At 70.4% G+C, this 14721-nt stretch carries 16 protein-coding genes; 6 read left to right on the top strand and 10 right to left on the bottom strand.

Going from position 1 to position 14721, the window contains the following annotated elements; genetic code table 11:
• Window positions 1-63 precede the first annotated feature (63 nt).
• Window positions 64-1491, top strand: coding sequence for a pyruvate kinase (gene pyk, locus ACFZDL_RS16765; RefSeq protein WP_353593357.1), 1428 nt, complete (start codon window positions 64-66; stop codon window positions 1489-1491).
• Between the two features lie 135 nt (window positions 1492-1626).
• Here the strand turns inward: pyk and ACFZDL_RS16770 are convergent, their stop codons facing one another.
• The 4 genes from ACFZDL_RS16770 to ACFZDL_RS16785 all read right to left on the bottom strand — a co-directional run bounded on the left by ACFZDL_RS16770 (window position 1627) and on the right by ACFZDL_RS16785 (window position 5828).
• Window positions 1627-2919, bottom strand: a complete 1293-nt coding sequence (locus ACFZDL_RS16770; RefSeq protein WP_353593356.1) for a hydrogenase expression protein HypF — start codon at window positions 2917-2919, stop codon at window positions 1627-1629.
• 82 nt (window positions 2920-3001) lie between these two features.
• The gene (locus ACFZDL_RS16775; protein ID WP_353593462.1) at window positions 3002-3547 is read right to left on the bottom strand and encodes a DUF6114 domain-containing protein; all 546 of its coding nucleotides are present in this window, start codon (window positions 3545-3547) and stop codon (window positions 3002-3004) included.
• A gap of 143 nt (window positions 3548-3690) precedes the next feature.
• Complete coding sequence (locus ACFZDL_RS16780) at window positions 3691-4305, bottom strand: DUF6230 family protein (protein ID WP_353593355.1); 615 nt, start codon at window positions 4303-4305, stop codon at window positions 3691-3693.
• Between the two features lie 560 nt (window positions 4306-4865).
• Window positions 4866-5828: a tetratricopeptide repeat protein gene (locus ACFZDL_RS16785; protein WP_353593354.1), complete on the bottom strand. Its 963-nt coding sequence runs from the start codon at window positions 5826-5828 to the stop codon at window positions 4866-4868.
• 128 nt (window positions 5829-5956) lie between these two features.
• On the opposite strand from ACFZDL_RS16785, the gene ACFZDL_RS16790 reads away from it, so the two are divergent.
• Window positions 5957-6646, top strand: coding sequence for a TetR/AcrR family transcriptional regulator (locus tag ACFZDL_RS16790; protein ID WP_353593353.1), 690 nt, complete (start codon window positions 5957-5959; stop codon window positions 6644-6646).
• Here ACFZDL_RS16790 and ACFZDL_RS16795 read toward each other — a convergent pair.
• The 4 genes from ACFZDL_RS16795 to ACFZDL_RS16810 all read right to left on the bottom strand — a co-directional run bounded on the left by ACFZDL_RS16795 (window position 6622) and on the right by ACFZDL_RS16810 (window position 10825).
• Window positions 6622-8358, bottom strand: coding sequence for a methylmalonyl-CoA mutase family protein (locus ACFZDL_RS16795; RefSeq protein ID WP_353593352.1), 1737 nt, complete (start codon window positions 8356-8358; stop codon window positions 6622-6624). The two genes, ACFZDL_RS16790 and ACFZDL_RS16795, sit on opposite strands and share 25 nt — an antisense overlap.
• Window positions 8359-8452: 94 nt before the next feature.
• Window positions 8453-8791, bottom strand: a complete 339-nt coding sequence (locus ACFZDL_RS16800) for a DUF3817 domain-containing protein (RefSeq protein ID WP_043490159.1) — start codon at window positions 8789-8791, stop codon at window positions 8453-8455.
• A 107-nt stretch (window positions 8792-8898) separates the two neighbouring features.
• Window positions 8899-9408 carry a MarR family transcriptional regulator gene (locus tag ACFZDL_RS16805; RefSeq protein WP_353593351.1) on the bottom strand — a complete coding sequence of 170 codons (510 nt, stop codon included), beginning with the start codon at window positions 9406-9408 and terminating at the stop codon, window positions 8899-8901.
• Window positions 9409-9475: 67 nt separating this feature from the next.
• Complete coding sequence (locus ACFZDL_RS16810; protein WP_353593350.1) at window positions 9476-10825, bottom strand: MFS transporter; 1350 nt, start codon at window positions 10823-10825, stop codon at window positions 9476-9478.
• A gap of 124 nt (window positions 10826-10949) precedes the next feature.
• On the opposite strand from ACFZDL_RS16810, the gene ACFZDL_RS16815 reads away from it, so the two are divergent.
• Window positions 10950-11939 carry a DUF5937 family protein gene (locus ACFZDL_RS16815; protein WP_353593349.1) on the top strand — a complete coding sequence of 330 codons (990 nt, stop codon included), beginning with the start codon at window positions 10950-10952 and terminating at the stop codon, window positions 11937-11939.
• A gap of 8 nt (window positions 11940-11947) precedes the next feature.
• On the opposite strand, the gene ACFZDL_RS16820 is transcribed toward ACFZDL_RS16815, so the two are convergent.
• Complete coding sequence (locus ACFZDL_RS16820; RefSeq protein WP_353593348.1) at window positions 11948-12241, bottom strand: MTH1187 family thiamine-binding protein; 294 nt, start codon at window positions 12239-12241, stop codon at window positions 11948-11950.
• The gene (locus tag ACFZDL_RS16825) at window positions 12238-12582 is read right to left on the bottom strand and encodes a DUF3817 domain-containing protein (RefSeq protein WP_353593347.1); all 345 of its coding nucleotides are present in this window, start codon (window positions 12580-12582) and stop codon (window positions 12238-12240) included. The genes ACFZDL_RS16820 and ACFZDL_RS16825 overlap by 4 nt, the downstream gene beginning before the upstream one ends.
• A 152-nt stretch (window positions 12583-12734) precedes the next feature.
• On the opposite strand from ACFZDL_RS16825, the gene ACFZDL_RS16830 reads away from it, so the two are divergent.
• The 3 genes from ACFZDL_RS16830 to ACFZDL_RS16840 are packed head-to-tail and all read left to right on the top strand — an operon-like array spanning window position 12735 to window position 14700.
• The gene (locus ACFZDL_RS16830; protein WP_353593346.1) at window positions 12735-13373 is read left to right on the top strand and encodes an AIM24 family protein; all 639 of its coding nucleotides are present in this window, start codon (window positions 12735-12737) and stop codon (window positions 13371-13373) included.
• Entirely contained in the window at window positions 13373-14023 is a 651-nt protein-coding gene (locus ACFZDL_RS16835) for an AIM24 family protein (RefSeq protein ID WP_353593345.1), read from the top strand. Before ACFZDL_RS16830 ends, ACFZDL_RS16835 begins: the two co-directional genes overlap by 1 nt.
• On the top strand, window positions 14020-14700 hold the full coding sequence (locus ACFZDL_RS16840) for an AIM24 family protein (RefSeq protein ID WP_353593344.1): 681 nt from the start codon (window positions 14020-14022) through the stop codon (window positions 14698-14700). The genes ACFZDL_RS16835 and ACFZDL_RS16840 overlap by 4 nt, the downstream gene beginning before the upstream one ends.
• Window positions 14701-14721 lie beyond the last annotated feature (21 nt).

Consider the following 14721-nt stretch of genomic DNA (forward strand, 5'->3'; position numbering starts at 1 on the left):
CCGTTGGGCCGCTGTCCATAGCTTAAATATTCCGCTCTGAAACAAACCGATAGGATCTGCCTCATGCGCCGTTCCAAAATCGTCTGCACCCTGGGCCCCGCCGTCGACTCCTACGACCAGCTGAAGTCGCTGATCGAGGCCGGGATGAACGTGGCCCGATTCAACATGAGCCACGGGAGTCACCCGGAGCACGAGGAGCGGTACCACCGCGTCCGCAAGGCTTCCGAGGAGACCGGACACGCGGTCGGCGTGCTCGCCGACCTCCAGGGCCCCAAGATCCGGCTGGAGACCTTCGCCGACGGCCCGGTGGAGCTGGTGCGCGGTGACGAGTTCACCATCACCACCGAGGACGTGCCGGGCGACCGGACGATCTGCGGCACCACGTACAAGGGGCTGCCGGGCGACGTCTCCAAGGGCGACCAGGTCCTGATCAACGACGGCAATGTCGAGCTGCGGGTCACCGGGGTCGACGGCCCGCGGGTCAAGACGATCGTCATCGAGGGCGGCGTGATCTCCGACCACAAGGGGATCAACCTGCCCGGCGCGGCGGTCAATGTGCCCGCGCTGTCCGAGAAGGACATCGTGGACCTGAAGTTCGCCCTGGCGATGGGGTGCGACATGGTCGCGCTGTCCTTCGTCCGGGACGCCGGCGACGTCCGCGATGTGCACCGCGTCATGGACGAGGTGGGGCGCCGGGTGCCGGTGATCGCCAAGGTCGAGAAGCCGCAGGCCGTCGCCAATATGGAGGAGGTCGTCGCGGCCTTCGACGGCGTCATGGTGGCCCGTGGCGACCTGGCCGTCGAGTATCCGCTCGAGAAGGTCCCGATGGTGCAGAAGCGGCTGATCGAGCTGTGCCGCCGGAACGCCAAGCCGGTGATCGTCGCGACCCAGATGATGGAGTCGATGATCACCAACTCGCGGCCGACCCGCGCCGAGGCGTCCGACGTCGCCAACGCGATCCTGGACGGCGCCGACGCGGTCATGCTCTCCGCCGAGTCCTCCGTCGGCGCGTATCCGCTGGAGACGGTCAAGACGATGTCCCGCATCGTCCAGGCCGCCGAGCAGGAACTGCTCTCGCGCGGGCTGCAGCCGCTGGTCCCCGGCAAGAAGCCGCGCACACAGGGCGGCTCGGTCGCCCGCGCGGCCTGCGAGATCGCCGACTTCCTGGGCGCCGAGTCGCTGGTGGCCTTCACCCAGTCCGGCGACACCGCCCGCCGGCTGTCCCGCTACCGCGCCCAGCAGCCGATCCTGGCCTTCACCACCGATGTGGCCACCCGCAACCAGCTGACGCTCAGCTGGGGCGTGGAGTCCTTCGTGGTGCCGTATGTGGAGCACACCGACGCGATGGTGGACCTCGTGGACGCCGAGCTGTCGAAGCTGGGCCGCTACAACGAGGGCGACACCATGATCATGACGGCCGGTTCGCCCCCCGGCGTCCCCGGCACCACCAACATGGTCCGGGTGCACCACCTGGGCGGCGCGGCCAAGTAGCCCGGGTCCCTGAGCGGGCCGCCGAACGGGCGGTTGACGCGCCGGTGGGCACCATCCCAGCTGGGGTGGTGCCCACCGGCGTTCGCCCTCCCTGAGGAGGGCCCTGCGGCTCCCGAACGGGTCTGTGTTCCGGGGTTATTCCCCCGTCTTGTAGAGGTGCATGCCGGGGATCGTCAGGTCGCCGCCGAACTGGCCGGCCTGAGTGACCGTCACATCGGTGAAGAACACCTCGGGGAGGTTCAGCGGCGGCGGGCTCTTGGGGCTGAAGGTGATCGGGACGATCCCCAGGAGGTTGCCGGACAGCTCCTCGGTGTACATGGTGATCGGGCCGTTGCTGAAGGTCGAGGTCTCGCCCTCGCGCGAGGCCACGTGGGTGGTCGTCCCGCCGGCGCCCTTGGTCAGCTGGTGCAGATCCTTGATATCGATGCCGGAGGCGGTGAACTTGAGGACCTTCTTGACCTGCCCGCTGTACGTCTTGACCTCGACGATGCCCTTGTAGTCAAGGCCGTGCAGGGTCAGCAGGGTGCTCTTGAGCGTCCAGGGATCGTCGGGCAGCAGGCTGGCGGTCGGCTCGGTCTCGGCGTTCTCGTACGCCTCGGCGTCGAACGTCGGGCAGGGGAACGGCTCCTTGCCGTCCTTGTCGCGGTCCCCGGCCTTGGGGGAGGACGAGGAGGAGGGGCCGGGCGACGGAGTCTCGCCGGCCTTGTCCCCGGCGTCATCGGCCTTGTCCCTGGCCTTGTCGACCGTGTCCTTCGCCGTCTTCCCGGCCCCCTCGACCGTGTCCTTGGCGGAGTCCCCGGCCTTGCCGGCCGTGTCCTTCGAAGGGTCGGTCGTCTTGTCCGACGAGCCGGTCGCGGAGGACGACGGGGTCGGCGTGGCGCTCGGCTCGGCCGTCTCCTCCTTGTCGTCACCGCCCCCGGTGAAGATGTCCTTGAGCGCGTCCCCGAGGCCCAGCGGGTCCAGCGGGTTCTTGCTCTTGGACTCGGACGGGCTCGGCGAAGGGGACTTCTCCGGGGTCTTGTCGTCCGCCTGGTCGTCCGTCTTGCTCCCGGAGGAGCCGGAGTCGGCGGGGGACGTGGCGGAGGGGGTCGGCGTGGCGGACGGCTTGGAGCCCTCGTCCCCGCTCTTGTCCTCGGTCCCCTTGTCCTGGCTCGTGTTGTCGGAGCCCTTGCCGGAATCCCCGTCCTTGGAGCCCTTGTCCTTGGAGCTCTTGTCCTCACCCGCCTCGTCGGTGCTCTTGTGGTCCTTGGCGTCGGCCTTGTCGGCCTCGTCGGGCTGGGAGACGCACGGTCCGGGCTTGTAGCGGTCCTCGGCCCTGGAGGTCGCCTGGGCGAGCTGCGGGGTCAGGCCCATGCCCATCAGCACGGCCGTCGGCATGGCGGCGAGCGCTATCGCCTTGCCGGCGGGCACCTGAAGGCGGGTGAGCATCGACTTCTTGGGGGCCGCGTGCCGCGGCCCCGTTCTCGCCCGGCGTGAACTCGCGACGCTCGCACCCTCCGACTGCTCTTGTTCACCCCGCACGGTGCCTCCCATCCCTGGATTCCTGGTCCGGCGCGGCCCCCGCGACGGCCGGCTCCGGCTCGCCGCCGCCTGCGCCGTCCACACCGTCCGCGCCCTCGGTGGGCGCCGGCCCCGCGTCCTTCGCCGGCTGCTCGGTGGAAGCCTCACCCGGCGCCCAGGCGACGCTCATCCCGCCGCCGAACAGCGCGAGCAGGAAGCCCACCACGAACCCCCCGAAGTTGGCCACGGGGATCGAGACCAGGCCCAGCAGGATCGTGGCGACTCCCGCGAAGACCCGCACGATGGGCTGGAACCACATGGTCAGGCCCAGCACTACCAGCAGGACGCCGATGATCAGCGATCCGGACCCCGTGGTGGTGGACATCCGGACGGTCAGCTGACCCAAGGTGACGTTGGCATACGGCAGGTACCCGATCGGCAGCCCGCCCAGCATGGTCAAGAGCCCTGCCCAGAACGGGCGCTGCCAGCGCCAATACTTGAAAGCCGTGCGCAGGCTGCTGATACGGTCACGCGCCCCCGGCGACTCGGCACTCAATGAAAACAGCTCCCTGGGGCCGGCGATCTGGACGATCGCAAGTGTTCTGATCGGTACTGATTGGCGCGGTCCGGTGCCCCGGACGCCGCTGAGCGATGCCGGGTGGGGGGCAACCGACACGGCCCCCCACCCCGCTCAACGGGTCAGAAGCACTCGTTCTTGCCCTTGCTGACCGACATGGAGAGGCCGGAGAGCTTGAACGTGCCCGCGTTGGTCGCCCATGCGGTCTGCTTGACATCGGTCAGCGTCACCGAGTCGGCTTCCTGACCGAATGAACCGGGGTCCTTCTTGTTCGAGTCGTTCTTGGGACCCTTGGTGGTGTCGCCGGCCGCCACACCGATGTTGATGCCGCGGAACGTGGCGTCCGCGTCGAGCTGGTCGAGGTCGATGAAGAGGTTCTTCGCCACGACCTCCTTGTCGCCGTTGCCGGCCGTCAGCTTCAGCGAGACATCGCCGAACAGCGGGACCGGGACCACCACCGACTGGCACAGCCCCTTGAGCTTGGCGCTCTTGAACGCCGACACGGCGACGGGGATCTTCTTGCCCCCGTGCTGTGTGTCAAGGGTGCCGTACTGGACGAACCCCTTGCCCTCGAGCTTGACCACCTTCACCTTGAACTGCTGGCCGGACACGCTGAACGAGGCCGCGAGCGCACCCTGCGCGAGGGCTACACCGATCGCGGCCGTGGCAGCGACGCTCGGCACCATGACAACGGCAAATCGCTTCCATCTGGTCCCGCCACGAGCCTGGGACTCCATGACTTTCCTCCTTCTCGGACGTACATCTCCGGCCGGGGCCGAGGCCCGAGCCTGGGATGGGAGAAGTGCTACGTCCTCGGGAAGGAGAGCGCCCACGTCTCACAGGCGCGAACCGCACCCGAAACACCGGCGATCACCCCCGAGCGACAACCACTGGCCACGCCTTCGCGCAACCTCCTGGACAGGCCCTGCCGGAAGGCAGAGACCCCCCTGTCCACGGCCGACGCCACTGCCGCCGGCCTACCCGGTGGGGACCCATCGCGCCGATCGCACCGACCGGATGCCGGGCTGCGGGAAATGGGACCGAGCTTGGCCGATCGTGGTGCATTTACGGGCAGGTGCACAAGGGGTTCGTTACTAGCGAGTAACGGGCGGATAACCGTACTGCGGCAGGCTGATAGAGACCGAGCACTCAGGGTCGCCGCAACATGCCCGAAAAGAGGGGGAGATTCACACCATGACCGGACAAAAACCTGACGTTTACTTACCGTCAGTTACAGCGACCGCGTTTACCAAGTTTTGGTAAAGCGCGGCCGCTCCTTTGTTTGAGGTGGCAGAGGTCAGAACAGCACGCGCGCCAACGCGCCCCGCGCCGAAACCACCCGCGGGTCGTCCGCGCCGATCACCTCGAAGAGCCCCAGCAGATGGAGCCGCGCGCGCTCCCGGTCCTCCCCCACCGTGCGCCGCACGGCTTCCACCAACCGCCCGAAGGCGTCCTCCACATGACCCCCCACCAGGTCCAGGTCGGCCGCCGCGATCTGCGCCGCCGGGTCCGCCGGATTGTCGGCCGCCGCCTTGCGCACCTGCTGCGCGTCCGTCCCCTGCACCCGGCTCAGCAGCTCGGCCTGCGCCAGGCCCAGCTTCGCCTCGCTGTTGCCCGGGTCGTCGGCCAGCACGTTCTTGTACGCCTGCACCGCGCCGCCGAGATCACCGGCGTCCAGCGCCTCGTGCGCCGCCGCGAGCGCGCTGTCGTACGGGGTCACGGGCTGCTGTGCGACGGCCTCTCCGGCCTCGGCGCCCGCGTCCTGCACCGGGGCGCCCACGATGCCGAACTGCTGCTCCGCCGCCGCGATCAGCTGGTCGAGCACCTGCCGGATCTGCGCCTCGGGCGCGGCGCCCTGGAAGAGCGGCACCGGCTGGCCGGCGACCACCGCGAACACGGCGGGGATGCCCTGCACCCCGAACTGCTGGAAGAGCATCTGATTGGCGTCGACGTCGATCTTCGCCAGGACGAAGCGGCCCGCGTACTCCCCCGCCAGCCGCTCGAGGATCGGACCGAGCTGCTTGCACGGCTCGCACCACTCGGCCCAGAAGTCGATGACGACCGGTACTTCGGTGGAGCGCTGCAGGACATCCTGCTGGAAACCCGCCTCGTCGACGTCGAAGACCAGACGGGTGGGGGCGACACCGCCCGTGCGGGCCGCCTCGGCCCGCGCCTTCTCCGCCTTCTGCTTCGCTTCGCCGGCCGCCTTCACCGCGGCGAGGTCGACCACTCCACTCATGGACATGTTCCGTGGCTGCATGGTCCTATCCTCCCCTCTTCCCGCGGTGAATGGAAAAGCGCATCCCCTTACGCTACGAGCCGTAGCGTAACTGGAAGCGGCTCCGGAGATCCAGGGGGCCTGGTGCCCGTCCGGGTATGGTCACGGGCATGAGCCCGCCAGCGCGGCGCACCGGCCGCCCCCGCAGTGCCGAGGCCGACCGCGCCATTCTCGGCGCGACGCGGGCCGCCCTGGTCGAGCTCGGCTGGTCCAAGCTGACGATGGGCGATGTGGCGGCCCGGGCGGGCGTGGCCAAGACCACCCTCTACCGCCGCTGGACGAACAAGAGCGAGCTGGTGGTGGACGCGGTCGCGGCCCTCCTCGACGAACAGCTGGAACTGCCCGACCTGGGGTCGCTGCGCGCCGATGTGGAGGAGACGGTGCTCCGGTTCGCCGCGCTGCTGGCGCGCCCGGAGGCCGGGACCTCGCTGATGGCCGTGGTCGCCGAGGCCACCCGCGACGAGGCGCTGCGCGAGCGGATCCGCACCGCCATCGTCGACCGGCAGAAGCGGCTGGTGCTGCTCGGCCGGGAGCGCGCCCAGGCCCGCGGCGAACTGCCGCGGGAGGCCGACCCCGAAGCGGCGGCCCGCAGCGCGGACATGATCTTCGATGTGATCGCCGGCGCGGTGCTGCACCGCACCCTGGTGAGCGCCGACCCCGTCGACGAGCCCTGGGCACGCGACTTCGCCCAGGTGCTGCTCTACGGCCTCCCGGCGGTAGCGGAACGGGACGAGGCGGGGCCGGCCCACAGACCGGCGACCAGACCGGCCACACCTCAGAAGCCGGCCGGCTCCGTGTAGCCGCCCCACTCCTCGCGCAGCGCACCGCAGATCTCGCCGAGGGTCGCCTCCGCCCGGGCCGCCTCCAGCATCGGCCCGATCATGTTCGAGCCGTCGCGGGCGGCGGCCAGCATCCCCCGCAGGGCATCGGCCACCCGGGCGTCGTCCCTGGCCTGTTTGCGGGCGGCGAGCGCCCGCACCTGCTCGTGCTCCACCTCATGGCCGACCCGCAGGATCTCCAGGTCGCCCGTGACCGAGCCCTCGTGGCAGTTGACGCCGACGACCTTCTTGTCGCCCTTCTCCAGCGCCCGCTGGTACCGGAAGGCCGACTCGGCGATCTCGCCGGTGAACCAGCCGTCCTCGATGCCGCGCAGAATGCCGGAGGTCATCAGCCCGATGGGGTGCTGTCCGTCCGGCACCGCCCGGCGGCCGCGCTCCTTGATCTGCTCGAAGATCTTCTCGGCGTCGGCCTCGATGCGGTCGGTCAGCGCCTCGACGTACCAGGAACCGCCCAGCGGGTCGGCGACATTGAGGATGCCGGTCTCCTCCATCAGCACCTGCTGGGTGCGCAGGGCGATCTCGGCGGCCTGTTCGCTGGGCAGCGCGAGCGTCTCGTCCAGGGCGTTGGTGTGCAGCGAGTTGGTGCCGCCGAGCACCGCGGACAGCGCCTCCACTGCGGTGCGCACGACGTTGTTGTACGGCTGCTGTGCGGTCAGCGAGACCCCGGCGGTCTGGGTGTGGAAGCGCAGCCACTGCGCCTTCTCGGTCTTCGCCCCGTACACATCGCGCATCCAGCGGGCCCAGATCCGGCGGGCCGCGCGGAACTTGGCGATCTCCTCGAAGAAGTCGATGTGCGCGTCGAAGAAGAAGGACAGGCCGGGGGCGAAGGTGTCGATGTCGAGCCCGCGGGAGAGCCCCAGCTCGGCGTATCCGAAGCCGTCGGCGAGGGTGTACGCGAGCTCCTGGGCGGCCGTGGCCCCCGCCTCGCGGATGTGGTAGCCGGAGACCGACAGCGGCTTGTACGCGGGGATGGCGCGCACACAGTGCTCCATCAGGTCGCCGATCAGACGCAGATGCGGCTCCGGCCGGAAGAGCCACTCCTTCTGCGCGATGTACTCCTTGAAGATGTCCGTCTGGAGCGTGCCGTTCAGCACGGAGGGGTCGACGCCCTGGCGCTCGGCGGCGACCAGGTACATGCAGAAGACGGGGACGGCGGGGCCGCTGATCGTCATCGAGGTGGTGACGTCGCCGAGCGGGATGTCCTTGAAGAGGATCTCCATGTCGGCGGCGGAGTCGACGGCGACGCCGCAGTGGCCGACCTCGCCCAGCGAGCGCGGGTCGTCGGAGTCGCGGCCCATGAGCGTCGGCATGTCGAAGGCCACCGACAGACCGCCGCCGCCCGCCTTCAGGATCATCTTGTAGCGCTCGTTGGTCTGCTCGGCGTTTCCGAAGCCGGCGAACTGGCGGATGGTCCAGGGGCGGCCGCGGTAGCCGGTGGCGTACAGACCGCGGGTGTAGGGGAACTCACCGGGCCAGCCGATGCGCTCGAAGCCCGCGACGCTGTCGCCGGGGGCCGGTCCGTAGACCGGATCGACGGGGTCCCCGGACAGCGTGGAGCGCGTCCAGTCCCTTGCGGGCCGCGCCCCCGCGCCCCCGGCTGCCTCACGCTCGCGTGCGGCGTCGTACCGGGCCTGCCAGCGCCGGCGGCCCGCCTCAATGCCTTCGGCGTCCATGGACACAAATTTACTAGGACGCCCTAGTATCTGGCGAAGCGACACGGGCCCCACCGGTCCGTTCGGGGGACGGGCGGGACCCGGGGCGGTGCCCTCAGGCCTTGGCCGGTTCCGGCTCGGCGCCGCTGACCAGCGGCTCGATCTCGGCCACGACCTTGCGCTCGACGAAGAACACCGCCGTGGGGACGGTGCCCGCTAGCAGCACCCAGGCCAGCTTGCCGAAGGGCCACTTCGCCTTGGAGCCGAGGTCGAAGGCGAAGACCAGGTAGAGGACGTAGAGCCAGCCGTGTGCGATACCGACGACGCTGACGAAGCCGGACGCGCCGTCCACGTCCAGCAGATACTTGGCGATCACACCGATCGTGAGCAGGATCAGCAGGACGCCCGTCACATAGGCCATGGTCCGGTAGCGCGTCAATACGCTTCGCTTCATGACGTCGAGCGTAACCGTCCGTTCCGGGGCGATCTTCGCCACCCCCACCGGTGACGGCGCCCCCACCGGGATCGCCGCCCCGGCCGGTATCGCCGCCCCGGCCGGTGTCACCGCTCGTCGAAGTCGCCCGCCGCGACCCGCAGGGGCCGCAGCATCTCGAAGATGCCGGAGCAGTCCTCGGCGTCGTACACCCCGAGGCCGAAGTCCATCGCCATCAGGTCGCGGGTGGCCGACTCGACCACCTCACGGCCCCGGTCGGTGATGGAGGCGAGCGTCCCGCGGCCGTCGTTCGGGTTCGGCCGCTTGGCCACCAGACCGGACTTGACCAGGCGGTCCACGGTGTTGGTCACCGAGGTGGGGTGGACCATCAGCCGCTCGCCGATCTTGGACATCGGCAGCTCACCTGCCTGGGAGAAGGTGAGCAGCACCAGCGCCTCGTAGCGGGCGAAGGTCAGTCCGTACGGCTTGACCACCGCGTCGACCTGGGCCAGCAGGATCTGCTGGGCCCGCATGATCGAGGTGATCGCGGCCATCGACGGTACGGACCCCCACCGTCGCTTCCACAGTTCGTCTGCGCGGGCGATGGGGTCGAAGGAGAGGCTGAGCGGCTTGGGCACATCACCGACCCTACCGGCCGGTCATATCGTGGTCAGCCCAGTCTCACCTTTCGGGCCCGGCACACGATCACCCTCCCCCCGCACCGCCCGTGACGTGCGGCCGTGCCGTACGGCGCCGCACCAGCGCCACCGCCAGCAGCGAGCACACCGTGCCGCACACCCCCGCCCCGGTCACCACCAGATGCACCGGCGCGAGCTCGGCGACCGCGCCCGCCACCGCCATGCCCAGGCCCTGCGCGGTCATCAGCCCGGCCCCCAGCAGCGTCATCGCCCGCCCCCGCAGCTCCTCCGGCACGGCCGCCATGAACCACTGGTCGAGGCCGAGGCTGTACGCCATCCCGCAGCCCGTCGCCACCTGGAGCGCCAGCGCCCAGCCGAACGAGGGCTCGAAGACGTACCCCAGGGAGGGCAGCGTGCACGCCACCGCCACCACGAGCGTCAGCCGCGCCCGGCCGGCCGGGCCGAGCAGCGTGCCCGCCAGGGTCTCGCTGACGATCGCCCCGACCGGCATCCCGCACATCAGCAGCCCGAGCCCGGTCGAGCCGAGGCCGAGCCCGTCGGAGTACGGGGTCATCAGCGCCTCCGACATCACCACGAACGTCGGCGGCACCCAGTTCAGCAGGAACAGGGCCCGGATCCGCGGAACGGCGAACAGCTGCCGCATACCGCGCAGCGAGTCGCCCAGCAGCGCGCCCCGGCGGCCGTCCGTACGGGCCGGACGGCGGCGGGTGCCCAGCCGCAGCACCAGCGCCGACCCCACGAACGAGGCCGCCGTGATCGCGAGCACGGCGCGCGGGGAGACCGCGGTCAGCAGCGCCCCGCCCGCGGCGAACCCGACGAGCTGCGCGCCCTGCGCGCTCAGCCGGATGACGGAGCGGCCCAGCACGAACAGATCGCCCTCCCCCAGGATGTCGCCGAGCGTCGCGGCCCGCGTCCCGGTGAACACCGGGGAGATGGCGGCGGCAACGCAGCGCAGCACCAGCAGCCACCCGACGGGCATGCCAGGCACCACCATCGCGGCCACACAGACGGCGCTGATCAGATCGCAGACGACGAGCACCCGGCGGGCGGGGTAGCGGTCGGCGACGGCGGACAGCAGGGTGCCGCCGATGACGTACGGGAGCAGGGCGAAGGCGAAGGCCAGGGCGCTCAGCAGCGGCGACCCGGTGACCTGGAAGACCAGGACGGACAGCGCGATGCCGCAGACCACCTCGCCGAGCATGGAGAGCACATGCGCGAGGAAGACGGCCCGGAACTCGCGCACCGCGAAGACGGCCGGGTAGCCAGCGCCTCCCGGGCGGGGTTCCGGGGCGACGCCACCCCCGGCGCCCTCGGCCGCGGGCTCGGGTCGGGAGGCGTCTGCGGCAGGGCGCGTCGGGGTGGGGTCCGTCGTCCCGGACCCGGAAGGCGTTGGCATGGCGGCAGCGTGCCCCGGCGATCCGGGAAGCTCTAGTGTTTCGGCCTGAGGCGAATCTTGAGGCGAACCTTGAGGCGCGACCTTGAGGCGCGACCTTGAGGCGAATCCTGACAGAGGGTGAGACATGCCGCTGCGCATGAGTTTCGGGACGGACGACTTACTGCGCTGCCGGTTCGCCATCTCCCCGCTGGGCCAGACGCACGAGGCGGTACGGACGCTGCTGCGCCCCGAGCGGCACCCCTACCACCTGCCGTGGCTGCGACGGGTCCGCTCGGCCGTGGCCGGGCTCGACCTTTCCCTGTTCACGCTGTTCATGCCGATCCGCGGCTACACCCCCGACTTCCTGGGGCCGCCCCCGGAGGCGCCGTATCCCTCGGTCGAGGAGGAGCTGGCGCGACTGCGGGCCACCGAGCCGGCGGCCGCCCACCGGGAGATGGTGCGGTCCATGGCCTATACGCCGGGGGCGGCCGAGTCCCCGGCCGGGCGCGCGCTGCTGGACGATCCGGCGCGGGCGGTGCGGCGGCTCGGGGATCTGACCGAGCAGATCTGGCATGCGCTGCTCGCCCCGGACTGGCCCCGGGTGCGCGCCCTGCTGGAGGCCGATGTGGCCTATCGCGCCCGGCAGCTGGCCGACGGCGGCCTGGAACGGCTGTTCGCCGATCTGCGCCCGGTGGTGGACTGGGCCGAGGGGCGGCTGACGGTCCGCACCCGGGGCGGGGACCCGGAGGTGCAGCGGCTGGACGGCCGGGGCCTGCTGCTGATGCCGAGCGTCTTCGTCTGGCCGGACGTGGTGAGCGGCTTCGCCCCACCGTGGCAGCCGACGGTGATCTATCCGGCGCGGGGGGTGGGCGGGCTCTGGCAGGAGCCCGCCGAGGGCGCGGCGGACGCGCTCGTACGGCTCCTCGGCGCGGGCCGCGCGGCCGTCCTCAGCGGTCTGGAGGAGCCCGCCTCCACGACGGCGCTGGCCCAGCGGCTGGGCCTGGCGCCGTCGTCGGTCTCGGCGCATCTGGCGGTGCTGCGCTCGGCCGGCCTGCTGACGTCGCGCCGCGACGGCCACCGGGTGCTGTACGAGCGCACGCCGCTGGGGACGGCGCTGCTGGAGGGGGGCGGGTAGGCGGTGTGTCAGCCCGACAGGTGGCGCTCGACCGTCTCGACCTTCGAGGTCAGCCCGTCGGTGACGCCCGGGCGGATGTCCGCCTTGAGGACCACGGACACCCGCGGCGCCCGCGCCTCCACGGCCGCGACGGCCCGCTTGACGACGTCCATGACCTGGTCCCACTCGCCTTCGACGGACGTGAACATCGCGTCCGTACGGTTCGGCAGGCCCGATTCGCGCACCACCCGGACCGCGTCCGCGACGTACTCCCCCACGTCCTCGCCGACGCCGAGCGGCGTCACGGAGAAGGCGACGATCATGCGTTGACCACGCCCTCACGGCGCGCCCGGTCGGCGATCACGCTGGCCTCCGCCTCCCGCTTGAGCTTGCGCTCGGCGAAGAAGCCGCCGGTCGGCAGGATCGAGAGGACGAAGTAGATCGCGGCGGTCTTGCGGTCCCACTGGGCGCGCTTCCAGGCGTCCAGCCAGAAGACCACGTACAGGATGAAGAGGATGCCGTGCACCATGCCCATCACCGGGACCGCGTTGAAGTCGGTCGTGCGCTTGAGCACCGAGCACAGGAGCAGCAGGAGGAAGGAGACGGCCTCGGGCGCGGAGACCAGGCGGAGCCGCCGCAGGGCGGTGGCGGTCTTGAAGTCCACGGGAGCAGCACCTTTGAGAAGAGGACGGGAGAACAGAGCTTGTGAAGTGATGCACAAGCTCCCCTCGCATTGTCGCAGCCTCGTAACCGATCACCACGCCGGGGTCCGGCTGTCCCTGTTCCGCGGCGTTCGGTCCCGATAACGTCGGATCCGTGGCTCAGTTTCGGCTCCAGGGAAGCAAGGTGCTCGCCGTCGACATGACCGGCGATTCCGTGAAGGCCAAGAACGGCTCGATGGTCGCGTACGAGGGGGAGATGACCTTCAAGAAGAGAACGGGCGGCGGGGAGGGGCTGCGCGGGATGGTGACCCGGCGGCTCACCGGCGAGCAGATGGAGGTCATGGAGGTCAAGGGGCACGGCACCTGCTACTTCGCCGACCGGGCGAGCGAGATCAGCCTGGTGTCGCTGCACGGCGAGACGCTTCATGTGGAGGCCAGCAATCTGCTGTGCGCGGACGCCGCGCTGCGCACCGGGACCACCTTCACCGGGCTGCGCGGCTCCTCGCAGGGCAACGGCCTGTTCACCACGACCGTCGAGGGCACCGGGCAGGCGGCCATCCTCTCCGACGGCACGGCGGTGGTGCTGCGCGTCACCCCGCAGCTGCCGCTGCAGGTCGACCCGGGCGCGTACATCGCCCACACGGGCAAGCTCAAGCAGCACTTCCAGTCCGGGGTGAACTTCCGCACGCTCATAGGGGAGGGCTCGGGCGAGGCGTTCCAGATCCGGTTCGAGGGCGAGGGACTGGTGTACGTACAGCCGAGCGAGCGCAACACGATCGGTGGGGACATCTGATGCCCTTCAACGTCCTCAACTCACGCATGGTCGAGGCGCAGGTGCAGCCCGGTCAGACGCTCTTCAGCCAGCGCGGCGCGATGCTGGCCTACCGGGGCGAGGTGCGGTTCACGCCGAGCATCACCGGTGGGCAGCGCGGGGTGATGGGCATGATCGGCCGCCGGGTCGCGGGCGAGGCGACGCCGCTGATGACCGTCGAGGGCAGCGGCACGGTGATGTTCGGCCACGGCGGCCACCATGTCGAGGTGGTCCACCTGGCCGGCGACAAGCTGTACGTCGAGTCGGACCGGCTGCTCGCCTTCGACGGGTCGCTGCGCCAGGGCACGATGTTCATGGGCTCGCAGGGCGGGGTGATGGGCATCGTGCGCGGACAGGTCACCGGCCAGGGGCTGTTCACCACCACCCTGGAGGGGCACGGCTCGGCGGCGGTGATGGCGCACGGCGGGGTGATCCAGCTGCCGATCGCCCCCGGCCGCCCGGTCCATGTCGACCCGCAGGCGTATGTCGCCCACCGCGGTGACGTCCGCAACAAGCTCTCGACCGCGCTCGGCTGGCGCGAGATGGTCGGCCGCGGTTCGGGAGAGGCCTTTCAGCTGGAGCTCTCGGGCACCGGCACGGTGTATGTCCAGGCATCGGAGGAGAAGCTGTGAACGGCCCCGTCATCCACGACGCGTACACCCTCCCGGTCGACGACAACATCAATCCGTACGCCTTCAGCGTGGAGCTGAACGGCCAGTGGTTCTTGCAGAAGGGGAAGATGATCGCCTATTACGGGCGGATCGACTTCCAGGGCGTGGGCCTGGGCCGGCTGGACCACCTCATCGCGCACAGCTTCCACTCCCCGCTGCACGCCGCGGACTGGGTGGTGGCCGAGGGGCAGGGCAAGATGGTGCTCGCGGACCGGGCCTTCGACGTCAACTCCTACGACCTCGACGACGGCAATCTGACCATCCGGTCGGGCAATCTGCTCGCCTTCCAGCCCTCGCTCTCCCTCAAGCAGTCGATCGTCCCGGGCTTCCTCACCCTGATCGGCACCGGCAAGTTCGTCGCGGCCTCCAACGGCCCGGTGGTCTTCATGGAGCCGCCGATCCGCGTCGATCCGCAGGCCCTCGTCGGCTGGGCGGACTGCCCCACCCCCAACCACCACTACGATCACGAGTACTTGCGCGGCGTGCTCGGCGGCATCCGGGCGCACACCGGGCTCGGGGGCACCTCGGGCGAGGAGCACCAGTTCGAGTTCGTCGGCGCGGGGACCGTCCTGCTGCAGTCGACGGAAGAGCTCATGGCCGAGGTGCCCATAGGGACCACGGGCGGCACCGGTTCGTGAGCGGGAGCATGCGGAGTGTAA

Source organism: Streptomyces sp. NPDC007917 (assembly GCF_042959105.1).
Taxonomy (GTDB): domain Bacteria; phylum Actinomycetota; class Actinomycetes; order Streptomycetales; family Streptomycetaceae; genus Streptomyces.